This window comes from Bradyrhizobium sp. Arg237L (assembly GCF_029990105.1).
Classification (GTDB): Bacteria; Pseudomonadota; Alphaproteobacteria; order Rhizobiales; family Xanthobacteraceae; genus Bradyrhizobium.
This window is the reverse complement of record NZ_JAQMIL010000021.1, coordinates 70,473-93,704: the sequence shown is the minus strand read 5'-3', so window position 1 is coordinate 93,704 and position 23,232 is coordinate 70,473. Positions and strand designations below refer to the sequence as shown.

The following is a 23,232-nucleotide window of genomic DNA, read 5'->3' as shown; positions in this document are numbered from 1 at the left end:
TACGCGCTACCCACGCCTCATCGGAAGGTCGGCATCGGCCCGTCCGGCAGCGGAATGAACTCCACATTGTCGGCGTCGGGAAGCTTCATTCTTCCCGCCTTCCAATCCGAGGCCGCCTGCGCGAGGCGATCCTTCGAGGATGATACGAAATTCCAGTAGATATACCGTTCGCCGACGGGTTCTCCCCCCAAGACCATCACTGAAGACTGCTCCAGGGCGAGCACGCGGGAGGCGATGGAAGCCAGCACCAGCATCTTGCCTGCCTCGTAGCGCTTGCCATCCAGCTCCACCGCCCCTGTAGCGATGTACAGGGCGCGCTCTCTGTGCCCGCCCGGTATCTCGGCGGTCGCGCCGCTCGCCATATTGAGATGAGCGTAAAACAGCGGCGAATGCGTCGTGGCACTCGCCGTCAGACCATAGGCGCTGCCGGCGATAAGTTGGCCTACCACGCCTGCTTCGTCCCATTGGGGAAGGTCGCTTCCGGAATAGTTGAGAAAGGAAGGCGCGGTCTCTTCATGTTCGATCGGTAGCGCGACCCAGGCCTGGACGCCGTGCAAATGATCACCTTGCAGTCTCGCCCGCTCGAGCCGCTCACTGTGGGTAATGCCTCGACCTGCGGTCATCCAGTTAACCTCTTGCGGACGGATCGCTTGCTCGTAGCCGAGGCTGTCGCGGTGCATCACTTCGCCCGCAAACAAATAGGTGACGGTCGAGAGTCCGATGTGGGGGTGTGGGCGGACGTCGAGGCTACGATCGACACCGAGCGCGAGATCGAGCGGTCCCATATGATCGAAGAAGACGAAGGGACCGACCATTCGACGCTTGGCGATCGGAAGCACGCGGCCGACTTCGAAGCCGCCGCCGAGGTCGCGACGTCGCTGTTCTATGACCATTTCAATCATGTCATCTCTCCTAATCGGTTCGGGTTATCGACGATGTCGGAATATTCGGGATGGTGCGCGTAGTAGGCCGCCATGAAGGGGCAGCGCAGGACTACCTTGCGACCACTCACGCGGATCGCATCGAAGACGCCGCGTGCTAGCCGCGAGCCAACTCCCCGCCCAGAGAGTTGCTGTGGGACCTCGGTATGGGTGAGGACGAGCTGGCCACATTCGATGCGATAGTATACCGCCGCGATTTCGCTGCTGTCATCAGTCGGAAGTTCGAAACGATGTTCGGTTGGATTGTCCCTAACTGCACTCATGCTCCGACCTGGCCCTCGATGAACGCCAGCAGATCGGCGTTGATGAGATCGGGATGCGTAGCGAACAGCCCATGTGACAGGCTTGGATAGGTCTTCAGCGTCCCGTTCGGCAGCAGGTCGATTGCTCTGCGCGCCGACGCGTCGATCGGCACCACCTGATCATCCTCGCCATGCATCAGCAGCACTGGCAAGCAAACGGTCCGGAGGTCCTCGGTGAAGTCCGTCTCCGAAAAGGCGGTGATGCAATCGTAGTGGGCCTTGGCGCCGCCCATCATCCCCTGCCGCCACCAATTGCGGATCAGCCCCTCGCTTACGTCGGCGCCATCGCGGTTGAAGCCGTAGAATGGTCCGGCAGGGACATCGAGGAAGAATTGCGCACGGTTGCGAGCGAGCGCCTCGCGAAATCCGTCGAACACCTCCATCGGCAAGCCACCAGGATATCGCGGTGTCGCCAGCATGATCGGCGGCACCGCACCGATCAGCACCGCCTTCGACACGCGGCCGGGTTCGCTGCGGGCGACATAGCGGATCACCTCCCCACCGCCGGTCGAGTGTCCAACGTGGACCGCGTCTTTCAGATCAAGTTCCCGGACCAACGCCGCGACATCGGCAGCGTAGGTATCCATCTCATTCCCAGTATCGGTCTGGTCGGAGCGACCGTGCCCGCGTCGGTCATGCGCAATGACGCGATAGCCCTTGCTTAGGAAGAACAGCATCTGAATGTCCCAATCGTCTGCGCTCAATGGCCAGCCGTGATGGAACATAACGGGCTTGGCTTCTCTCGGACCCCAGTCCTTGTAGAAGATCCGTGTACCATCCTGCGTTGCTAGTATCGCCATTTCATCCGTTCCCTTTTGTGATGGAGATGATGATCAGCTCAGGCCGACAAGCGTCAGGCGGAGTGCATGCCCCCCGGCGTCGGGCTTTCGTGGGTGGCTCGGAGCATCTCCTCGGCGTCGGCGCCGACCACCGCGCGGCTCGGCGCGGGATGCTGCTCGGCGATTTCGATTACCTGTGCAGCGGTAGCGGCCGAGTCGAAGCTGGCCGCCTGGATACTGCTCAGCCCCTTCGCGAAGGTGCCTAACGTCTTGCCGTAGAGTTTGCGTTGACCCGACGTCATCCCGTTTGCGATCCCCGCCAAGGCCGACGTCTTCGCTGAACCACCCGTCTTCATGTTGCCGGCGGTCACCACCACGACCTCAATACCGAAGGATTTCAGTTCGGCGCGATAGACAGCCGAAAATACCTCGATCGCCGCATGCGAAGCTGCCGACGGCCCGCTGAACGGTAACGGCAAGCTCGCCATCCATGTGTTGACCTGCACGATACGGCCGCGCGCCTTCCGTAAGGCCGGCAAGAATGCGTTGATCACCGAAAGGGCACCGAATACGTTGACTTCAAACTCGTGACGGATGGCGTCGAGCAGAAGGATCTCGATCGGACCTTGAGTGAGGACGTCGGCATTATTGATCAGGAGGTTGAGCCCGGCAGCGCCAAGTGCTTCAGTCACACCGGACGCCCAGGCCTCCACGCCCATCGCCTTTGTGACGTCGCAGACAGTCAGGCTGACACGTCCGCCGGAAGCGTCCCTGAGATCTAGGGCCTCCGCCGCGGACATCGCTGTGCCGAAGACGATATAGCCCTTGGCGGCGAGCCCGAGCGCGATGTCGCGGCCAAGGCCGGCGCCAGCGCCCGGGACTACGACCGAACGGCCGAATCTTGGAGAAGTGGATACCATCAGGTGTTTCCTTCCAGAGACGAAACACTCCTCACGGATTTGCGCGCGCCGCCGCCCGGACAATCGGCGCGACTTCAGTGCCTAGGAGCTCGATCGAGCGCTTCATCGCGGCGGTTTCGAGCGAAGCGGTGCTCATTTGAAACGTGATGCGCGAGACACCGCCGAGCGCCTCGCTGGCGTGGAGCATCTTGGCTGCGACCGTTCCGGGACTACCAATCAGAAACGCGCCCTCCGGACCGGCCATTTCTTCGAACTGCCGGCGTGTCGGCGCCGACCAGCCGCGTTCACGACCGATCTTCGTCGTCAAATGCGCCCAGCCGGGGAAGAAGGCATCGCCGGCTGCCGCGTCGGTTTCCCCGACAAAGCCCATTGCATGAACGCCTACCGCGAGCTTTTCGGAGTCATGCCCGGCGCGCTCGCCGGCTTCGCGATAGAGATCGACGAGAGGACGGAAACGTTCGAAGCTGCCGCCTATGATCGCGATCATCAACGGAAGGCCAAGCTCGCCGGCTCGCGCGAAGGATTGCGGCGTGCCGCCGACGCCGATCCAGAGCGGAAGTTGCGACTGATGCGGGCGAGGGAAAATGCTTTGGCCATGGAGCGCGGGCCGGAAGCGCCCCTTCCAGGTGATGTTGGTCGATTCGCGGAGCTTAAGAAATAGATCGAGTTTCTCGGCGAAGAGCTCGTCATACGCCATGGTGTCGAGACCAAACAGCGGAAAGGCTTCACCGAACGAACCGCGACCGACGACGATCTCCGCCCGGCCGCCGGCGATCAAATCGAGTGTTGCGAACTCCTGGAACACGCGCACCGGGTCGGCCGCGCTCAAGACGGTCACGGCGCTCGTCAAGCGTATCTGACGGGTGCGCGCTGCCGCCGCGGCCAAGATGATCGCGGGAGCGGAATCCAGGAACTCTGCGCGATGGTGCTCGCCGACACCGAATACATCGAGTCCGGCCCGGTCGGCGACTTCGACCTCCGCGATGAGGTCTGCCATGCGATCGGTGCCGGATGGAAGCTTGCCCGTCGCCGGATCGGGAAGCATGGCCGCGAAGCTGTCGATACCGATTTCCATGGGAAGCCTTTCGAACAATTAAGCTTGGCGAGATCCCTCGTCAGGATCGAACATCGAAGCGCCCCCGATCGCCGCGGTTGCCGGCACATCGTTCTGCAGAACGTCCCAATGCTCGGCCAGTTTACCGCCTTCGATCCGGAAGAGATCGACTACGACCTGCGGAACGTCTGCCCAACCTCGGATTCGACCGTGGATCGCGACGAAATTGCCTTCGGCGACCACCAGGCCAGGCTCGTAGTATGTGTCGCGCGACAGATTAGCGACGAGCGCCTTCAAGGCGTCTCGGCCTTGTGGGATGCCGGGATTGTGCTGGATGTAGACTGGAGCATAGAGCCGCTCGACAGACGCTGCGTCTCGACGCTGGAATAGAGATGTCATCGCATCGAGGACCAGCGCCTTGTTTCGCTGGGGCCGATCGTCGGCGACGCGGTCGGGCGGCCGGGTGACAACCAAAGGCCCTGTCATTCGCATGAATTGACCACTCGGCAACGCAGCGAATGAAAGGACTTGGCAGCGGTCGAAGTCCTGGATGTTGGTGACCGTGGCTCCATCCCTCTCCTGCCAACTGACGGCAAAGATGCTGTTGCCGATGGGCACGACCTGAATATCGACGGTTTCGGTCCGGGCCAAAGGCCCCTCTTTGATTTCGAACGTCAATTGCGTCGCGGACCGCAACGTTAGGCTGACTTTGAAATTCGGATAGGACACATCCATTTGCAGTCCTACCGGGTAGTGTTCGGCCATCATTTTGAGCCTTCCTTGCGGGTCGATTGAAACACAACATTCGGCCGATCGCGGCCGCGACGTCCTCCGCGGATGAACAGTGACAGGCGGTTAAAAGTGGATCAGTTTCGTTGCCCGATTCGAGCGAGGTCGCGGTAGGCCCGCTGAAAGCGGTTCGGTTCCCAGTTTTCCGGAAAGAGGGGATGACGAGGCTAGCCCAGCGGACACCCTTCGCAATGCATCGTCCGGACGCCCGTCACCCCTTCAATTCACTTCGCGGCGCTTGGTGCCGGAGTATTGAGCAATTGCTGTTCCCACATATAAGCGATACCGCTGCCGGCGAAGTGCTGGATGAGAATCTCGGTCAGCTCCTCGACATGCTCGGTGCGCGCCCAATCGCGTTGCCATTCGCCAGCGAGCGCCATCACGGTCATCACGTTGGCGCCGGCCGCGATCATTCGCTGGATTGCAACTTCGTGAGACTCCTTCGAAATCCCGCCCGACGCGTCGGTGATCACGGTCACGTCCCAGCCTTCGCCGGCGGCCTGGATGACAGGCATTGCGACGCAGACCTCGGTCCACAGGCCCGCGATGATCAGCTGTTTGCGGCCGGTCGCCTTGACGACGTTCACCACATTCTCGTCCTGCCAGGTGTTCACCCAGGTGCGATCGATGACTTCCTGGCCCGGAAACACGTCGGTGATCTGCTTAAAGAGAAGTCCACCGCGCGCCGCGATCACGCTGGTGAGAATGGTCGGAACATTGAAGGCTTTTGCGAGCTTCGCCAGAGCGGTCGTGTTGTTGACCACAGCTTGCGGATCGTGGCTGTTCAAGTTCGTGAGCTGATAGGGCTGGTGATCGATCAGAACGAGTACCGAGTCCTCGGGACGAAGAAGCGACGCAAGGCCGTTGCGAAAGGTCATGAATATCCTCTGCTGCCGTTAGATGAGGCTGATTTGTGGGAGACATCCGCCGACTGCGACGACGTCTGCATGGACAGTGCCATTCCCATTTGCGATACGGTAGCGCTCGCCCTTGCCACACTGTGTCGCAAAAGCAGGAACGCTAAAATTGGACATTGAAGAACTGCGAACATTCGTAGAGATCGCTGACGCTGGCGGAGTAACACCTGCCGCGCGTCGGCTCGGGGTCTCCAAGTCGATCGTTAGTCGGCAGCTGGCTCGGCTTGAAGCAGAACTCGGCGTCCAGCTGCTCGCACGAACTACTCGCGGCACCGTGCTCACAGAGGCGGGTTCCACATTCCGAGATCACGCCGCCAGAGTCTGCGCCGAGATCGATGTTGCCAAGGAAACGATCCTGCCCGCAGGTGATCTTCGCGGCCGCTTGCGGATTGCTGCACCACTTACCTTTGGCCCGACACATCTTGCTCCGGTGTTCGCCGAAATGGCGCGACGTTACCCTCAGCTTGGCATCCACACCTGCTACACTGATCGCTTCGTAGATCTCATCGCAGAGGGTTATGATTGTGCGGTACGGCTTGGCCACCTTCCAGACTCTAACCTGATCGCAAGGCGCGTCGGACCGATCTATGGGAAGTTAGTTGCGAGTCCGGAGTATATCAAAGCGCACGGATCGCCTCAGACACCGGATGAACTCCTCACGCATCAGGCTCTCATGCAGGGCACTGAAAGCTGGCATTTCATGGATGGTGAACAAACCGTCACGGTTCGACCGCAGGGGCGCTTCAAAGCCGACAACGGCACAGCTCTGGTCACTGCCGCCATAGCAGGACTCGGCATCGCTTATCTCCCCGAGGGCCTGATCCATGAGCATCTGGCCTCTGGCGCGCTTGTTCCGGTCATGACCCGGCACCCGATACGTCCGGCGGGAGTATTTGTCGTCCGGCCACCAGGCCAGCATCCCGCTCGCAAGATAAGAATCCTCACCGAAATGCTGATCGAGTGTTTCGGAAAAGCTCCGGACGTTGTCGGCACTACGCCTGGCTGAGTGGAGCGTCGAGCCGAGGTGGGTATGCGATATGCGCGACCTAGGTCCCTCGAGCGTTCGCGAACGGATAGATCAACACTCCCGACGCCATTTCCTGCGGAGCCACGACGACTTGCCGTGAGCCCTCTCTGAACTGGTCGACACTATTGCCAACGACACTCTGGAACTGCACCTGCAACACGCGGGGATGCGTCCACTCGCCGCGCGACCCGAAAGTGATGCTGCCCATAACTGTCGAGAACACCGCGCGTCGCGTGAACTGAGAGAGCGCGACGTCGTCCAGACTTCCCGTGCCCTCAATAGCCTAGGCCACGACCTGCATCTGCGAATAGGCCAATGGCGCCAATTCGGCTTCTGCCCGCTGAACCTTCCCGCGCTGTTGCTGGCGGCTTGACCGCGCAAAGCACGGCGACCGGCCTCCAGGAGGGTGTTTGACAGCAAGCTTGTCGCCGACCGCATCCGCGAGCAGCGGCAGGAAGCCAATCGCGGGGGAATGACCCAAGAGATCACGGCCTGATAGCCGCTCAACCGCGCTGTTTAGGATCGTAGAAGATCGTAGCCTGGCGTACAAAATCGTGCAAATGGCGGAGAGAGTGTCAGTCAATCCCCATTGAACAATAAGGCATTTTCGAGCTTTCTGGGCCAAAACCCACCAATTGAGCTACGGCCGAAAGCTGGCGGTTGCCGCCACCGTCTTCGGATTGGCCGCTATGAGCGCTGCCCTGACCGAGTGCCGGTGCGCGGAACCGCGGTAATATTAAGCAGAACTCGGCGTTCGGACGCATGCTTGTCACGTTGGCAAGCCGGTTCGACCGGCCGAAGAAGGCCAAGATCGCAGCGATGTCACCGGATGTCCTCCTCGGCAAAACCGTGCGATCTTGGCGCAGCGAAGTCGCTCTCGGACACCCTTTGAGCCTCGGTCGGGACCCGAATAGCGAAGCCCAGCGTCCCGCGACTGTCTTGCGCTCGTCCAAGCCATCAAGCATGTGGGATGCTCGCTGTCCTCCGAGCCGCCCTGGGCCGGTCCGAGCAGATCTTCCCGCGCGCAGGCCGCGCGGAAACCCGCTCGATCGAACTCGAGTCTCCCCTGCGCCATCCATTGGAAGACGACGTCGTCGCAGGGAAACGCGCTCCGATTGGCCGGAATGTGGCACAGGCCGACGTAGGCAAGAGCAGGTCGAGCTGATCGCGAAGCCCGTCGAACGTATCGGTCGCCTCGCCGAAGGCGGGCGTGCGCGCCAGCAGCCGTAGTTCGGCCTCGCCGATCCCGAGGTGCTCCCGCCAAACCTTGCGGACGCCGCCCGCCTTGCTGTTGTCGGTCAGGAAACCATAGAGCCGATCGAGGCGCGTCGCGCCGGAGCGGATGCCGACCATCCCGCGCAGCGGATTGTTGCGGTAGCGTCCAACTCCAGTTTTTCGAGGCTCCGATCAAAACAGGAGGCCGCGTCGCTCCGATTCTTCAAAGGTCTATCCCACAGTCGGATCACGAGCAGTCGAAGCAATCCGATTTGAAGAGCCGGAGCGTTTTGCACGGAAGTCCTACGGTTGGCCGGCCCAGGACAAGGCGAATGCGCAAGAAAGATACAAGCTACAGGGCCTTAGAACTTCATCGTGATACCAGTATAAACGGTCGACTCGGTACATGAGTTCGTGCTCTGCCCGGTAGCCGCGACAGTGCAGACGCCAGGGGACGCATTGTGATCGAGCCCCAGTTTGTTTTGCCAATAGCGATAGGCAACCCATACGTCGACGAAATGCGAATACTTCGGACCTGCAACGGCTTTGCTGGCGTCAAATGTCAGTCGAATGGGTTCGCTGTTGAATTCAGTCTTCGTTTCCGTGCTGAAGCGGCCAACGCCAGTCCCGGTGAGCGGCGCGTTTTGATTACCCTTCGGGCCATACAAGGCCGCGCGCCCACTAATCGAGAAATATTGCATGTTCTCGGGCAAAAAGCCGAGATCCATGTACCAGTTCGTCTCTATCGCCCACTGCGGACTAAAGTCCCTATTGCCATCGGGCGTGCAATCCACGCCGGCGTTGAAGGTCACAAAGCCGCACTGGATGAATGCGTTATGATGCCATTCCTTTCGGACCAGCGGCGCGAAATTGAAGTATCCTCTGTATGGAAGATCGAAGGCGAACTGCAAACCAGCGACGACGGCTCGATGATTTGGTGCCAGAAAGGTATTTTCGGACTCGGCTTCGACTCCTACCTCTAACGAAACGTTGCGCAGAGGACCGTAGGTGAAAGCCTTGGTATCGAAGATCTCGTTGAAACCGAAGGTGCTACGGATCATGGCAAACATGTCCGTCGCCCCCGCACAACCTCCGGCACCGCCCGTTACGGTGAGCCCGGGTGCTACGCAGGGACCCGCGGGATCGTTGTGGTCCGATTTGTAGAGCGACGCGAGGAAGAAGTTCGTACCGTAAGCCCACACGTCAAAATGTGTGAAGGAGTACACGCTCATGGCGGTCTTGCCATTGATGGAGCCGTCGGGACGGACCGTAAACGCACCGGGATCGGTTCCTTTCGGCATCCACGAGTAGGTCAGCCGATCATCGATAACTGAGAAGAACGGCACTTCGGCGATCAGTTTTGCTTTCGCCGGCAAAGCCGCGTCGGCAGCATGAGCAAGGCTCGAAATCGATGTTGACAACGACAGCGTCGCTAAGGTGACGATGGCTTGTTTGAAATTCCGCATGTTGGCTCCCCTTTTTTACGCGCTCTTTTTTGAAAGGGGGTGCAGCGGATAGCAACTGCCTGAAATCGGATTTATCCAATAAAATCAATCTGTTGTTTGGTCGATACAGAAACGCAATTTCTTGTATCTCAGATACAAAATCCTGATCGCAGTAACCAATTTGCGACGCGCGCGTTATCCGTAAATGCGTGGAGCCGTGGTAGAGCGAGGCCGTGCCTCTGTAAATTCAGCCGGAGTGATCGCCATAAGGCTGCTGCCAGATCACTTGATCACCGACTCTTGCCGGCGGCCATTCGAAGCAACTCTTATTGAGCCAAGATATTGATCGTCGGCGCAGGTTACAGCGAGGCCAACACTAACTTGGGTCGAGAGTAAACGAACGTTGTCAGTACTGTTGACTAAAAAGCGCTTACGTCGAGCGAGCCTTCAGGCGGACGCCGGGTGTCGGTTCGCCTTCGAATTCTACGCCCGCGCATTCGAATGCACGCCTGATTTTCTCTACTGTCGTTACGTTGGCCGCTATCAGTCCTTCGAGATTCTCAAGTCGTCGGATCGTCGAAATTGCCACACCTGATCTGAACGCGAGATCGTACTGCTCCCAACCTATAAGGGATCTAGCCGCTTTTATTTGACGTGTGATAACGAGCATCTACCGCTAATCCTAGTTTTCCATCACGCAGAAAGAAGCAACAGGATATCATCGGCGGCAGCGTCCTCTTACCGCCGAGAGTTGGTTTCAGTCGTCGGGTCGGACGGTTGCACGCGCAAGTTGGCTAGAGGCCGTCCATTGCGCATATTCAGAGGAACACCATACGCGACAACCGGTGCCCTCCTTGAGAATGAATCTGTCGCTCATTCTCGTCGACCCCACTCCGTAAAGAGACTTACCCTCGGCACAGCTCACTCTCATCCGAATTCCAAACGGGCCGAACGCAAGCTGCAACTAGCCACGACCGATGAATGGCATCTTCGTAGCCGCAACTGTCAAGAAGGGTACGTTTGCGTCCAATGGGAGTCCGGCCATGAACAGGATGGCCTCGACAACATTCGCAGCGTCCATCGTCGGCTCCGGGCGCATAGTGCCATCCGCCTGCAACATGCCCGTTGCCATGCTCGCCGTCATTGACGTCGCCGCGTTGCCGATATCGATTTGTCCGCAAGCGATTCCGAACGGGCGTCCCTCCAGGGCAATTGTCTTGGTTAGACCGGTGATCGCATGTTTCGAAGTGTTGTAGGCAACTGCATTCGGCCTGGGGACTTGGGCGGAGATTGAGCCGTTGTTGATGATGCGACCGCCGGAGGGACGCTGCTTTTTCATCGCCTTGAATGCCGCTTGGGCGCAATAGAATGCACCATTCAGATTCACATCGATGATCTTGCGCCAATCCTCGGGAGATACCTCGTCCACGGGACTACCTCCGGAAAACGCTCCTGCATTGTTAAAAAGCAGATCCACCCGATTGAAATGGGTCTCGACCGTCTCGAAAAGATGCCTCACGGCCAGAGGATCGGTAACGTCTGTGGGTACAACGAGCGTATGTTCGGACCGCGCTCCCTCCAGACAGGTGTGCATCAGGCGATCGCCGGCCCGACCGGCCAACACGACGTCGTAATCATGCCTGATAAGGCCTAGCGCCACGAGGCGGCCGATGCCCGAGCCGGCTCCGGTTACGATGGCGACTTTTCCCATGCTTACTTCTCCTGAGATGCGAGAACCCCCAACGTGGCCGTGGACCGGCTAATGAGCGTTCTGCGATACTCCCGCGCCTCTACGACCGACAAGGAAGTCGAAATCGGCGCCCTTCTCAGGCTGCAATACCGAGTCGACGAAAAGCTGCTGATAGCCGCCCGATCGAGCGATCTCTGGAACAGCTAGAGCGGCCCGACGCTGCGCCAACACGCCGTCACTCACAGCAAGATGAATGCGCCTTGCTTCTACATCGATTTCCACAATGTCTCCGTTTTGCACGAGCGCCAGCGGACCGCCGATCGCAGCCTCTGGAGAAACGTGGAGGATGACCGTGCCATAGGCCGTACCGCTCATCCGAGCATCGGAGATCCTTACCATGTCGCGAACACCCTTCTCCAGAAGCTTCCGCGGCAACGGCATATTTCCAACTTCCGGCATACCTGGGAACCCTTTCAAGCCCACGTTGCGCATGATAAGCACGGAATCGGCATCTACTTCGAGAGATGGATCATCGATTCTGGCGCGCATATCCTCAAGGCTCTCGAATACGACCGCGCGACCTCGATGCCTCAGCAGGCGCTGCGCTGCGGCCGATGGTTTGATGATTGCTCCGTTGGTGGCAAGGTTGCCTTTTAGGACTGCGATACCCGCCGATTTTTGGACAGGGTCTTCGAGCGTCCGGATGACATCTCGATTCCAGCAACGAGCATCCGTAGTATTTTCGCCAATCGTCTTGCCGTTCACCGTTTTTGCTGTGAGTTCAAGCATCTCGCCCAGTTCGCGGATGACCGCGGGCAGTCCCCCGGCATAGTAGAAGTCTTCCATCAAAAAACGACCGGACGGCATGAGGTCGACAAGCAGCGGCACGTTCTTGCCCCATGCGTCGAAGTCTTCGAGCGACAGAGGTATCTCCATTCGGCCCGCGATGGCGAGCAAATGAATGACTGCGTTCGTAGAGCCGCCGACGGCGGCGATGACTTTAACGGCGTTTTGGAACGAACGACGGTCTACGATATCGGAGATGCGTACGTTCTTATGAACCAACTCGACGACTTGGCGGCCAGAATTCTGGGCCAACTCGTAGCGGCGACTATCGACCGCCGGGATTGCGGCATTCTGTGGCAGACTGAGGCCAAGCGCCTCGACGACGCTCGCCATCGTAGAGGCGGTGCCCATGGTCATACAGTGTCCCGAAGAGCGCGACATACACGCCTCGGCCTCCACGAGGTCGTTGGACGTTAGGCGTCCGGCACGCACGTCCTCGCTCATCGAAAACAGATTCGTACCTGAGCCGATGTCGTGCCCGCGGAATTTCCCGTTGAGCATGGCCCCCCCCGAGACCACGATCGTTGGCAGGTCGCAGCTGGCGGCTCCCATGACAAGGGCGGGAGTCGTCTTGTCACAGCCACACAGAAGGACCACGCCGTCGATCGGGTTAGCTCGGATCGACTCTTCCACGTCCATGCTGACGAGATTGCGGAAAAGCATTGCGGTTGGACGCAACAACGTCTCACCGAGTGACATAACAGGAAATTCGACAGGAAAGCCTCCCGCCTCCAGGACACCCCTTTTTACCGCTTCAGCAATTTGACGAAAGTGCGCATTGCAGGGAGTCAACTCAGACCACGTATTGCAAATGCCGATGACCGGTCGGCCATCAAACATGCGCTGAGGCGTACCCTGATTCTTCATCCAAGAACGGTGCATGAAGCCGTTCCGGTCCGCAGAGCCGAACCAGGCCACTGACCTTAAGGGTCGCTGACCGTGCGGCGGCATGTTGGATGCTTTGTCTTTCATCGTCCGACGAGTTCCCAATTTCTGTTCATTAGGGCTTGATCGTTCAGAGCCTGCGCCATCGATGGTGCACGTTTAGTCTGCAACGCCCCCTCGGTTGTGGGTGGATAGACTGATCTTGCGCGGTCTGCTCAAGCTCTCGTGGAATTAGAGACGCGGCATGAATGCGCCGATGCCGACTTCGTGATCTCGATATTGACGAGCGCCGACGGAACGAGCCGCCCTTGCGGCTCGCTCGTCTAAACCCGCCTTAACGCGATGCGCCCGTGGCGTTAACGTGAACTCCGTAGAGCGACGTCGTGGCGCAGATCAGCAGGCGGTTTCGCTTCGGGCCGCCAAAGGTGAGATTTCCCACCGGCTCCGGAATGAGAATCTTGCCGATGAGCGTGCCGTCCGGCTCGATGCAGTGAATACCATCGCCTGCACTCGTCCAAATGCGGCCTTGAGCATCTACTCGGAATCCGTCAAAAAGTCCGTTGCTGCTGACTGCGAAGACTTCGCCACCCGACAAAGCTCCCTCTGCGCCGACTCTGAAGCGGCGGATGTGCTGCGGACCGTTCTTTACATGCGTCACGCCCGTATCCGCGATATAAAGGATACTTTCGTCGGGAGAAAACGCCAATCCGTTGGGTCTGACCATGTCGACAGTCATCTGCTTGACGACGCCGGTCCCTGGATCGACACGGTAGACGTGACAACCGTCGATCTCCGGCGACGCTTTGGCACCTTCGTTGTCGGAATCGATTCCGTAAGTAGGGTCTGAGAACCAGATCGAGCCGTCCGATTTTACGACAACATCGTTGGGAGAGTTGAACCGCTTCCCTTGAAAATGGGAAGCGATCGTCGTGATCTTGCCGTCGTGCTCGGTGCGAGTCACGCTTCGGCTCAAGTGCTCGCAAGTGACCAGCCGCCCTTGCAAGTCGACTGTGTTTCCATTCGAGAAGTTCGAGGGCTCGCGAAAGACGGAAACGGACCCATCGGTCTCGTCCCACCGCATCATCTTGTTGCCGCGCAATACGTCGGACCAAACCAGATAGCGCCCCGCCGGAAACCACGCCGGGCCTTCGCTAAAGTTGGTCCCTGTCCACAGACGCTCGACCCGCTCGTCCGATATACAGGTCTTGAAACGCGGGTCCAACACGACATAAGTCCCACCTTCGATCTCGCTCGACATCAATCATCCTCCTAGTAGCCTCAGTCCAGACGACTACCGCCACGCGCCTGGTTCACAAAACCAATCTTAGATTGTGTTTCTTCGGCTTTCTCTTTTTGGATGTTTCTTTTTCGGTTGCTCCCACAGAACCGCTGTCGGCGCCGAGATGAAAAAACGCCGTCAGTCCATCGCCTTGCCGACAGTCGCGAAAGCATTGTCTCAGGCAGGAAGCGGCCGATATTGACGCACGCCAATACCCCCGATCGAGGCAGGGCGATTGACATGAGTTCTCACTCATTGTGCATTGATTTAGGCGGCGCAAAGCAGCTGGCCTTTCATCCGAACCACGAGGCCGCATGGCGTGACAAAGCACAGGCTCCCCGTCATGAGCCCGTACACGAGCGAGGAGATGGCGCATCTCGAGGCAGACTACCACCTGTACAAGCTCTACGAGGCAGCAGATCTTGGTTCGTTTCTGGCCGCGCACGCCCCGGGCGTCCCCGCTCTCGCCATGCGAGGCGATGTCGGTGTAACTGCCGACGTCGTGGGTGCGCTCCCAAATCTCGAGATCGTCTCACCCTATGGTGTCAGAACCGACGCGATTGACCTCCCTTATGCGAAGTGTGGGGCATTCACCTCACTCCCGACTTACTAACCGCGGACGTCGCCGACATGGCCGACATTCCGGTGATCGCCGCCTTGCTAGACGCTGTTTTCACGAGCCGCTTTTTCCATGCGGCTCGACCTTGCCCCTCATCGCTCAAAGAGGCATTCGACTCCGCCCAGCTTATCGAGTTCGACCTCGACCGAAGCTGGACCGTCAATCCAAAGCGTTCCAGTGTAGCTTCGGGTTGTGACAATCGAACCAGCGGATATGCCAATTGACTTTCGGAGTTCGTTTGCAAGTTCGACCGCAGGTCTCAACGCCGAGCCGGTTGATGGCCACACGCTTCCTAAACATCTCCCTCCCGTTTAACAGCTACGCGAATCCTTATGTCCTCTGGATCCAGCGCCCGCCATTCCCGAATTTGAGTTCCGGCCACGAAGCTGCCGTTCGACAGGAAGTCCGTCGCCTTGTCGAGCACAGGAACTGCCTCGAAGTCCACCTGCCGCGTATCAAGCGTCTCTATGGCCGGTAGCGCGGTAATTGCCGCCTCGATTTCGTACTCATTGTAGGGCCGTTCTCGCGGTATGACCTTGTGTTCAAACCGAAACGCGACTTCCGCTTCAATTCCCAGCCGGTTCATATCCGCGGCTGACACGGCGGCGCCACTGGAACGCTCGGGATTCCAAGAGCATGGCATGAAATAATCCGTAATCCGCGGATTACGTGACCTTCGACCCCGTCAGCCGATCACCGGTGAGCCGACGATCTCATTCTGGATGGCGATCGCGTCGAACTGTGAAGCGGATGCTGAATCAATCGACAGACGATCAAGCCTGCGCTGCTTCGACCCGGCTTCGACCAATAGCCTAGCAGCATAGTAGATTGCGTCTTGATCCACGACTGCCTCTCCGAACGTGCTCTACGACCGCTTTCACGCCAAGCCCGAAACGAGGCACGATCGAGGCTGTCATGCGAAGCCTCTGGTCCGATCGTGGGTCCGCGCTGGGCAGGTGCTACACCGCTGCGGTGACTATGATTTCGACCTTGTATGCCGGCGAGGAGAGCGTGGCGCCGCCAGTGGCGCGTGCAGGCGGGCTCTTCGCGTCTACCCACTCGTCCCAAACGGCATTCATTTCAGAAAAATCCTCGATGTCCGCAAGCCAAATGATTGCTTGGAGCAATTTCGACTTGTCCGTGCCCGCTTCGTTCAGCAAGCGATCGATTGAAGCCAGAACCGCCTTGGTCTGCTCGGCGACGCTCTGGCCAGGCGCCCCCACCTGACCGGCGAGATAGACCTTGCCGTCATGGATCACGGCCTGGCTTAGGCGAGGACCTGCTTCGATGCGACGGATATTCATGGAGCTTTCCTTTAGCGATTGGATACGACTCGGAATCGGGGACCGATGATGGAGACCCCGCAACCCGTTTCATCGAATTTGCGTCGGCGCGGATCGACCTGTAGCTATTCTACGGCGGTACGTTTTGTTGCAATATCTAGGGCGACGTCGACAATCATGTCTTCCTGGCCGCCGACCATTTTGCGCTTCCCAAGCTCGAGTAGGATCGTGCGAGAATCCACGCCATAGGTTTCTGAGGCCCTTTCGGCATGCCGCAAAAACGACGAATAAACCCCCGCGAATCCAAGCGCGAGCGTCTCACGATCAATCCGAACCGGTCGATCTTGCAGGGGCCGCACGAGATCGTCGGCCGCATCCATGAGCTTGTACAGATCGCAATTGTGGTCCAAGCCGAGCCGCGTCGCGACGGCGACGAAGACTTCCAGCGGAGCATTTCCCGCGCCTGCGCCCATGCCCGCGAGCGATGCGTCGACCCGATGAGCCCCTTCCTCGACGGCGACGACCGCATTTGCAACGCCCAGGGATAGATTGTGATGAGTGTGTATTCCAACCTCGGTCTCGGGCCTCAGCGCCTCGCGCAGAGCTCTCACACGCTCTCGCGTGCTATCCATAGTCAGTACGCCAGCTGAGTCGGTCACATAGACGCAATGCGCTCCATAGTTTTCCATCAGCTTCGCTTGCGCGGCGAGCGTGTCGGTATCTGCCATATGCGCCATCATGAGAAAACCGGCTACGTCTAGACCGAGGCCTCGCGCCACCTCGATGTGTTGCGCCGACACATCGGCTTCCGTACACATGGTCGCAATGCGGACCGACTTAATTCCGCATGCTTGCGCTCGCTTGAGATCATGGATCGTGCCAATGCCGGGAATGAGCAACGTCGTCAAGCGAGCCTTCGCAATGACCGAAGCCACTTCGGATACCCAGTCCTCATCGGCGTGACGTCCGAATCCATAGCAGAAGCTTGATCCGGCCAATCCGTCGCCGTGCGATATCTCGATTGCGTCGACACCCGCGTCATCCAAGGCTTTCGCAATGGCTCGTACCGAATTGAGCTCGTACTGATGGAGCACTGCGTGCATCCCGTCGCGAAGTGTGACGTCCTGAACATACAGCTTCTTAGTCATGATGCGCGCACCTCTTGCATCTCAACGAACCGCTCGCCCGTCCTCAAAGCCGCGGCAGTCATGATGTCCAGATTGCCTGAGTAAGCCGGCAGATAGTGGGCTGCTCCTTCGACCTCGAGGAAAACACTGACTTTGCACATTGGCACCGCGGCCTTGACGCCCATCTGTGAAAGGACCTGCTCCGCAACCAGATCGAATTGGACCTCCTGCTTGAGCCTGTATCCAGGCACATACGTGCCTACTTCATCGACCATTCGACGCACTGAATGGCGCATTGCCTCTTCGTGGCCAGCTTCCGTGAGCACGAACACCGTGTCTCGCATCATCAATGGGGGCTCCGCTGGATTGAGGATGATGATGGCCTTGCCGCGCTTCGCCCCACCAACGACCTCGATCGCATGAGACGTCGTTTCGGTGAACTCGTCGATATTCGCTCGCGTGCCAGGCCCCGCCGATCGCGACGCGATTGAGGCCACAATCTCACCGTAATGGACTGTCGCGACGCGGCTCAGAGCCGCGACGATAGGAACCGTAGCTTGGCCCCCGCAGGTCACCATATTCATATTCCGTCGAGAAATATGCTGGTCCAAATTGACGGGCGGCACGACGAACGGACCGACGGCAGCAGGTGTCAGATCGATGGCAAGCTTGCCATCGGCCTCGAGGATCGGCGCATGCATTTTGTGCGCGCTCGCCGAGGTCGCGTCGAATACAATACGGATATCAGCGTAGTCGGGCATCCGACGGAGGCCTTCCAGGCCCTCAGCCGTCGTTGGCACGTCTAGCCTCTTAGCTCGGGCGAGACCATCGGAGGACGGATCAACGCCGACGAGTGCACCCATCTCCAAGAGTCCTCTCGACCGCATTACTTTTATCATCAGATCAGTTCCGATATTGCCGGAGCCGATGATTGCTACTTTCGCCTTGCTCATCGCCAACTTGCCTCATTTTTACAAAACCGCGGATGCGTGCCCCTCATTGAGGCTTATTGTTCGCATATAGCGTCAGATCGCACTAACCGGCGACCGAAATTCCGAGTATTGATGACCGCGAATACCGGCAGCTCCAATCCTGCGCTTTTCGAATTCGGTCCGCAGTCCCTTTGCGATCGACTGAAGTGATTTTCGTACATAACTCCGTACCGGATCGTGATGCGTGCGTTCATGCCAGTACATCCGGATGTCGACCTCGTTCAATCGTATCGGCGGTGCAAGCACCTGGATTGGCAGGATTTCCATTCCCTCGTCCGCTAGATGATCGCAGATGCACGCGATCATATCTGTCTCGGCCACGATCGATGCCGCCATTGTTGCCGATGGCACGCGAACCCCAGGAGAGCGTCCGAGTCCTTCCCGACGCAGGGCGCTCTCGACATAAGATTCGATCACTGGGAATGGCACCGACGGGCTACCCCACAGGACATGCGGATATTTCACGAACTGCTCGAGTGTAAGACCGCCCTTAATCTCTGGATGGCCTTGACTGGCGATGCACATGATGCGCTGAGGAAGAAGATTTACGCAGCGCAACTGCTGCGGAGGCGAAGAGATAATATCGAGCGATATGTCGCAATCCCCGCTCTCGAGCATCTCGCCAACGCGGCGATTGTCCACCTGCTCGACACGTATCTGAAGCTTTGGTGCCGCAGCCCGCAAATGCGCCATGAGCGGAGGCAAGAAGGCATGGATGGCGCCATCAAAGGCAGCTAAGTTGAGCGTGGCCTCCATGTCCCTGGGCTCGACACTGTTTACCTGAGACGAATGAAGTTCATTTGCTATCCGCAGCATCTCCCGAACCAATTGCTCGAGTTCGAGCGCCCTTGCCGTCGGCACCAGACCGCGATTGGTTCTGACGAGGAGCGGGTCTTTGAACGCGTCACGTAGTTTGCCCAGCGCCGAACTCATCGCCGATTGCCCGATACCGATGGCGACGGCGGCCCGTGTGACGTGGCGCTCACGCATGAGGACTTCGAAATGCATCAGCAAATCGAGACTCATGCGGCTCACCGGCGCTCCTCTGCCGACCAACTGGCCGACACCAAACGAACGCTTCGCTCCGTCAATTTTTAGCGTACTTTGTGCCGCCCATTTTGGATCGTTGAGCATGCATAATCCTCTCGAGATTGGCTGGTCCGCCCGCCGACCAATCTAGAACGGCAAAGCCCTTCCGGCGTTTGCTTCGACAGGCCGACTTCGGGACGCGACTCGCTAATCCGGTCGGCACGAACTTCTCGCATTGCGTAGGTGGTCGCGCGCTTACTCGGCGATGGTGCGAAGGGTTCCCTCCGCGGCCTGTTGGTCTTGAGACCAAGTACCTCCTGAAACGCCGAGACCGCCGATAATCTGCCCGTCTTCCGTAATGGAGAATCCGCCGGCTGCGGCTACAAAGCGCGGACGAACGCACACGTTCGAAGAATCGCGGTCTTCGATGATATCGACCCATTTGTCAGTCGGTGAGCCGAAGGCGGCTGCGGTGTAGGCCTTGTCGGTCGCGGCACTTACCGCGAAATACGAGCTTCGATCACTGCGCTCAAGGGCTTTCAGATTTCCTGCAGCATCGACCACGGCGACAACGGCTTCGAACCCAATACGCTCCGAGGCTGCAATCGTCTCAGCTATTAGTTTAGAGGCGGTCGCTCGAGTGATCGAGCGGTAAGTGAAGCTGCTTTCAGACATTGAAAGTCCCTATCGTTGCGGATAGTTTGTCTACTCCGGCTGCTTCGCGGGTCTTGAGCGCGAAGCAGCCGGCGCAGATGGCGGTTCGTGATTGCGAGCCTCGGTCGAAGATCGTCGTCGCAGATCAGCTGCGAGCCACAAGAGCTTCGGTGACGTTCACCGTTCGCCGATGGTTGGCCAGGAGCGCGAGCAGCGCAAAGCCTAGAGTGAGCGCTCCTTGGAATCGCCAAGCTGTATCGAAATCCCAGACACCGGCGATCTTGCTAAACAGTGGCGGAATGGCTGCCCCACCGATCGCGGCGATGGAGAGCATGAGTCCGACAGCCGTCGGCACGTCGGAGATGTGGAAACCGCTGTCAGGCTCTCCAGGAATCGACACCCACGGGACGAACGCCGCGATAAGGGTGATGCCGATGGCCGCAGCGGCCACTTCGAGCCCGAACAATCCTAGATGCGGGATCAACAAGAATGCGATCGCCTCGACGATGCACGCGGCCAGGAACGTGCCGAGAACTCCAAGCACGCGATCCGTCAACCAGCCACCGATGATTCCACCGGGAATGCCTGCCAGCAACAGAACGAGGCCAATGGTGCCAGATGCGGAACTGTCGACGTGAAGGCTCTTCTCAGCGTACGATGGTAGCAACTGTGCCGCGCTGAAATAGCTTCCGTATGCGCCCAGGATCGCAGCTCCCATGATCCATAGAACAGGGTTGCCAAACACTCGACGGAGCGATTCTTTGCTGAGGTGATTGCCTTCAAGAACGTCGCCGCTTTCGCTCTGCGGCGCTGTGAAGAAGGCGATGACTAACACAAGTGTGAGCAATCCGACGCCGGCGCCGATCATGACTCCATTGCGCCACCCGACTGCCGCAACCACCGGGGCCAAGCCAAACAGGCCGATTGCCGCACCGATCGTGAACGCGCCTCCCTGAAGAATTCCGTTCGCAAGAGCAAGTTCCTTGCCGCGAAACCATGCCGCCGTCAGACCGAACGATGTACCAGCGAAGATCGAGCCACCCACGCCGCAGAGGAAGCGGGCGGCCAGAAGAATTTCATAATTGGGAGCCCAAGCCGTCAAAGCAGCGCCGGCTGTCTCGACGAGAACACCGACAATCATCGCGGTCCGCATGCCGTATTTTTCGGCGAGCCAGCCCCCGGGCACATGCGCCAAGCCATAACCGGCGATGAACATGCCGACGATTACCCCGACCTCGGCAAATGTAATCTTCATTTCGCCGACGATCCCACCAAAGGCAGGAACGACCGCGAACCAGTTTAACGGAAATTGCAGAAACACGACGAATATGAACACCAGAGCCAGCCAGCGATTTTTCATCTATCCCTTCTCCTAGTTGTCAGTCGGTTGCTAGTTATCATCCCGGACTTGGCTATCCCGGAGTCTTGACTCCGAAATGACTTGGAGATGCCGCTCGATGCTTCGGGCTGTGGGTCGCCCATCGATCAGTGCGCGGCACCGTATTTAGTTTTCGTGGCGAACATCCGCTGCGTGGGCCGGAAAGCCGTACAGCCGATTCCAATAGAGAAGCGGACGTTTTTCGTTTGTTATTAGGTTTCTAACTTCGCTGATAAAGAGATTATGAGAGCCGGCCTCGGTCACCGAAACGACCGAGCATTCGGCGGCGATCGCGACGCCAGCCATTAGCGGCTCGCGAGCTTCCCCTTGATGGACCCAATCAACACAGGAGAAGTCATAAGCTTCGCCGGATCGAGGGCGACCGGCGAACATATCGGCGACGTGCGCCTGATCATCGGAGAGGACATGCACTCCAAAGGAGCCGCTCTTGACCATCGCTTCGCACATCTTGCTGGATCGATTGACGCACACGGATATCAGCGGAGGGTCAGCAGACACGGACAAGAACGAACTGACGGTCAAAGCCATTCGCTTGCCACCGAGATTGGTCGTGATAACCGACACCGGCGACGCGGCTCTGCGCATCGCCGACAAGAAGGCATCCCTTGAGACTACCTTCGTTTCCTCACGCGCCGGCAGGCCTAAAGCTGCTGGAGCTCGAACGGTGGCATGCATGTTAGATCTCCCTTTTGGTTCGACTGCGAGCTATTTAGCTAAGGCCTCGCACTACCCAATACTGACCGCTCCTCGTTTGCGGCCCACATATCGATAGCCCTCGTCAGTCGTCGAGCATCGGATTCTCAGACGGAAGTCCCAAAAGGACGCGCCCGTAAGTCGAGGCGTTGACATCCCAGTTTTGAGTGATGTGCCGATTGGCTACCGCGGTGTCCGACACGCATCGCGCGATCGGATTTCGGTCATAGATCACGCCGCCACCACCCGCTTCCAGCACGAGGTTGACCGCGGACGACGAAAGCTTGCCAGCATAGGTAGCCAGCGCGCGGAAGCGCGTCCTGTCCTCCACCGTCGTTTTCACGACGCGATTGGCGAGGCTCTCGGCCTCATCGACGACCGAGTACATGATCTGACGGGCAGCGATGACCGCAGACTGCGCTTCCGCGACTTTGACTTGTTGTGTCGTGTAGCTCGAAATGCCGGCCCCGGACACGGTGGCTGCTCGCTTGCGCGCGTTCGCCACGTAGTATTCGACAGCCGCTTCGGCGATCCCAAGCGCGGCGCTTCCGATGTAACAGCCGAAAATCGAGTACGGAGGGATCCTGTATTGTGCGCCGGTGTTTATCTTCGATCCGGGGCTCCGTCCTTCGCCCTTGAGATCATCCATCGAGACCGACATGTATTCGGGGACGAACAGGTCGGAGATAGAAACATCGTGGCTTGACGAGCCGCGTAGTCCGATCGTGTACCAAGTATCATGAACGGTGACCTGGCGCTTCGGCACAACGAAATGGAGTTCTTCCTCTTCGCCGTTTTCCTTCTTGTAGTCGCCGGTGAAAATCACCCATTCGGCAATCTCGACACCGCTGACGAACGGCCAACGACCAGAGAGCTTGTAGCCGCCCTCGACCTTCGTGGCCTTGCCGATGCCCGGAATGAGGATGCCGCTAACAAGAGCGTCAGGCGTTTCGCCCCAAATGATATCCTGCGCTTTCTCTGACCAGTTGGCGAGCATCAGGTTGTGCAGGACGTTTTGAACGACGATCCAGGCAGTCGACCCGCATCCTCGGCCCACCTCGCAAAGGAGATCGACACCGTCCCTCATGCGGGCTTCCGCTCCGCCGTATCGTTTAGGCTGCCAGAGGCGCGATAGGCCGGCGGCTTTTAGCCGAAGTCTGACTTCCTCCGTCGGGCGCCGGATAGCGTTCGTCTCATCTGCGCTTTTGCGCAGGAATGGAACAAGTTCGCGCGCTTTCGCCACCAATTCGGCACCGCTCACAGCGCTTTGGGGACTTGTGACTGCCACGTTCATCGCTCGTTTCCTCCTCTTTGCCCGGTTATAGAACGCGTGTTTTGGAAAAAGCA

Annotated in this window: 25 protein-coding genes and 1 pseudogene; 2 read left to right on the top strand and 24 right to left on the bottom strand. The window is 58.7% G+C overall.

Annotated features, from left to right (window positions below):
• Positions 1-17: 17 nt before the first annotated feature.
• The 7 genes from OZ411_RS15390 to OZ411_RS15360 all read right to left on the bottom strand — a co-directional run bounded on the left by OZ411_RS15390 (position 18) and on the right by OZ411_RS15360 (position 5,663).
• Positions 18-902 (bottom strand): pirin family protein, encoded by an 885-nt coding sequence (locus OZ411_RS15390; protein ID WP_282528663.1) that lies wholly within the window; start codon positions 900-902, stop codon positions 18-20.
• Entirely contained in the window at positions 899-1,204 is a 306-nt protein-coding gene (locus OZ411_RS15385; protein WP_282528662.1) for a GNAT family N-acetyltransferase, read from the bottom strand. The genes OZ411_RS15390 and OZ411_RS15385 overlap by 4 nt, the downstream gene beginning before the upstream one ends.
• Positions 1,201-2,043, bottom strand: coding sequence for an alpha/beta hydrolase (locus tag OZ411_RS15380; RefSeq protein WP_282528661.1), 843 nt, complete (start codon positions 2,041-2,043; stop codon positions 1,201-1,203). The genes OZ411_RS15385 and OZ411_RS15380 overlap by 4 nt, the downstream gene beginning before the upstream one ends.
• 53 nt (positions 2,044-2,096) lie before the next feature.
• The gene (locus tag OZ411_RS15375) at positions 2,097-2,942 is read right to left on the bottom strand and encodes an SDR family NAD(P)-dependent oxidoreductase (RefSeq protein WP_282528660.1); all 846 of its coding nucleotides are present in this window, start codon (positions 2,940-2,942) and stop codon (positions 2,097-2,099) included.
• Between the two features lie 31 nt (positions 2,943-2,973).
• Positions 2,974-4,017, bottom strand: a complete 1,044-nt coding sequence (locus tag OZ411_RS15370; RefSeq protein WP_282528659.1) for an LLM class flavin-dependent oxidoreductase — start codon at positions 4,015-4,017, stop codon at positions 2,974-2,976.
• 18 nt (positions 4,018-4,035) lie between these two features.
• The gene (locus OZ411_RS15365) at positions 4,036-4,764 is read right to left on the bottom strand and encodes a nuclear transport factor 2 family protein (protein ID WP_282528658.1); all 729 of its coding nucleotides are present in this window, start codon (positions 4,762-4,764) and stop codon (positions 4,036-4,038) included.
• Positions 4,765-5,009: 245 nt separating this feature from the next.
• Complete coding sequence (locus tag OZ411_RS15360; protein WP_282528657.1) at positions 5,010-5,663, bottom strand: hydrolase; 654 nt, start codon at positions 5,661-5,663, stop codon at positions 5,010-5,012.
• Between the two features lie 148 nt (positions 5,664-5,811).
• On the opposite strand from OZ411_RS15360, the gene OZ411_RS15355 reads away from it, so the two are divergent.
• The gene (locus OZ411_RS15355; RefSeq protein ID WP_282528656.1) at positions 5,812-6,708 is read left to right on the top strand and encodes a LysR family transcriptional regulator; all 897 of its coding nucleotides are present in this window, start codon (positions 5,812-5,814) and stop codon (positions 6,706-6,708) included.
• 764 nt (positions 6,709-7,472) lie between these two features.
• Here OZ411_RS15355 and OZ411_RS15350 read toward each other — a convergent pair.
• The 7 genes and pseudogenes from OZ411_RS15350 to OZ411_RS15320 all read right to left on the bottom strand — a co-directional run.
• Positions 7,473-7,653: pseudogene (locus tag OZ411_RS15350) on the bottom strand (alkylhydroperoxidase); the annotation flags it as partial.
• A 33-nt stretch (positions 7,654-7,686) separates the two neighbouring features.
• Positions 7,687-8,082, bottom strand: a complete 396-nt coding sequence (locus OZ411_RS15345) for a hypothetical protein (RefSeq protein ID WP_282528655.1) — start codon at positions 8,080-8,082, stop codon at positions 7,687-7,689.
• A gap of 224 nt (positions 8,083-8,306) precedes the next feature.
• A complete protein-coding gene (locus tag OZ411_RS15340) occupies positions 8,307-9,410 on the bottom strand; it encodes a hypothetical protein (RefSeq protein WP_282528654.1) in 1,104 nt (367 codons plus the stop codon).
• 409 nt (positions 9,411-9,819) lie between these two features.
• Complete coding sequence (locus OZ411_RS15335) at positions 9,820-10,059, bottom strand: helix-turn-helix transcriptional regulator (protein ID WP_282528653.1); 240 nt, start codon at positions 10,057-10,059, stop codon at positions 9,820-9,822.
• A gap of 294 nt (positions 10,060-10,353) precedes the next feature.
• Positions 10,354-11,100 (bottom strand): SDR family oxidoreductase, encoded by a 747-nt coding sequence (locus tag OZ411_RS15330; protein ID WP_282528652.1) that lies wholly within the window; start codon positions 11,098-11,100, stop codon positions 10,354-10,356.
• A gap of 48 nt (positions 11,101-11,148) precedes the next feature.
• Positions 11,149-12,897, bottom strand: a complete 1,749-nt coding sequence (locus OZ411_RS15325) for an IlvD/Edd family dehydratase (RefSeq protein ID WP_282528651.1) — start codon at positions 12,895-12,897, stop codon at positions 11,149-11,151.
• A 247-nt stretch (positions 12,898-13,144) separates the two neighbouring features.
• Positions 13,145-14,068: an SMP-30/gluconolactonase/LRE family protein gene (locus tag OZ411_RS15320; protein ID WP_282528650.1), complete on the bottom strand. Its 924-nt coding sequence runs from the start codon at positions 14,066-14,068 to the stop codon at positions 13,145-13,147.
• 651 nt (positions 14,069-14,719) lie between these two features.
• On the opposite strand from OZ411_RS15320, the gene OZ411_RS15315 reads away from it, so the two are divergent.
• The gene (locus tag OZ411_RS15315) at positions 14,720-14,932 is read left to right on the top strand and encodes a hypothetical protein (protein WP_282528649.1); all 213 of its coding nucleotides are present in this window, start codon (positions 14,720-14,722) and stop codon (positions 14,930-14,932) included.
• Positions 14,933-15,000: 68 nt separating this feature from the next.
• Here the strand turns inward: OZ411_RS15315 and OZ411_RS15310 are convergent, their stop codons facing one another.
• From OZ411_RS15310 to OZ411_RS15265, 10 genes are all read right to left on the bottom strand, one after another.
• Positions 15,001-15,309 carry a hypothetical protein gene (locus tag OZ411_RS15310; protein ID WP_282528648.1) on the bottom strand — a complete coding sequence of 103 codons (309 nt, stop codon included), beginning with the start codon at positions 15,307-15,309 and terminating at the stop codon, positions 15,001-15,003.
• Between the two features lie 84 nt (positions 15,310-15,393).
• Positions 15,394-15,552 carry a hypothetical protein gene (locus OZ411_RS15305; RefSeq protein WP_282528647.1) on the bottom strand — a complete coding sequence of 53 codons (159 nt, stop codon included), beginning with the start codon at positions 15,550-15,552 and terminating at the stop codon, positions 15,394-15,396.
• A 115-nt stretch (positions 15,553-15,667) separates the two neighbouring features.
• Positions 15,668-16,012, bottom strand: a complete 345-nt coding sequence (locus OZ411_RS15300; RefSeq protein WP_282528646.1) for a RidA family protein — start codon at positions 16,010-16,012, stop codon at positions 15,668-15,670.
• A 104-nt stretch (positions 16,013-16,116) separates the two neighbouring features.
• Positions 16,117-17,139 (bottom strand): 4-hydroxy-2-oxovalerate aldolase, encoded by a 1,023-nt coding sequence (gene dmpG, locus OZ411_RS15295; RefSeq protein ID WP_282528645.1) that lies wholly within the window; start codon positions 17,137-17,139, stop codon positions 16,117-16,119.
• Positions 17,136-18,071 carry an acetaldehyde dehydrogenase (acetylating) gene (locus OZ411_RS15290; protein ID WP_282528644.1) on the bottom strand — a complete coding sequence of 312 codons (936 nt, stop codon included), beginning with the start codon at positions 18,069-18,071 and terminating at the stop codon, positions 17,136-17,138. Before OZ411_RS15290 ends, dmpG begins: the two co-directional genes overlap by 4 nt.
• 72 nt (positions 18,072-18,143) lie before the next feature.
• Positions 18,144-19,244, bottom strand: a complete 1,101-nt coding sequence (locus tag OZ411_RS15285) for a LysR family transcriptional regulator (RefSeq protein ID WP_282528643.1) — start codon at positions 19,242-19,244, stop codon at positions 18,144-18,146.
• A 150-nt stretch (positions 19,245-19,394) separates the two neighbouring features.
• Positions 19,395-19,814, bottom strand: coding sequence for a heme-binding protein (locus OZ411_RS15280; protein ID WP_282528642.1), 420 nt, complete (start codon positions 19,812-19,814; stop codon positions 19,395-19,397).
• Between the two features lie 124 nt (positions 19,815-19,938).
• Complete coding sequence (locus OZ411_RS15275; RefSeq protein WP_282528641.1) at positions 19,939-21,153, bottom strand: MFS transporter; 1,215 nt, start codon at positions 21,151-21,153, stop codon at positions 19,939-19,941.
• A gap of 144 nt (positions 21,154-21,297) precedes the next feature.
• Positions 21,298-21,867, bottom strand: a complete 570-nt coding sequence (locus OZ411_RS15270) for a flavin reductase family protein (protein WP_282528640.1) — start codon at positions 21,865-21,867, stop codon at positions 21,298-21,300.
• A gap of 103 nt (positions 21,868-21,970) precedes the next feature.
• Complete coding sequence (locus OZ411_RS15265) at positions 21,971-23,179, bottom strand: acyl-CoA dehydrogenase family protein (protein WP_282528639.1); 1,209 nt, start codon at positions 23,177-23,179, stop codon at positions 21,971-21,973.
• Positions 23,180-23,232 lie beyond the last annotated feature (53 nt).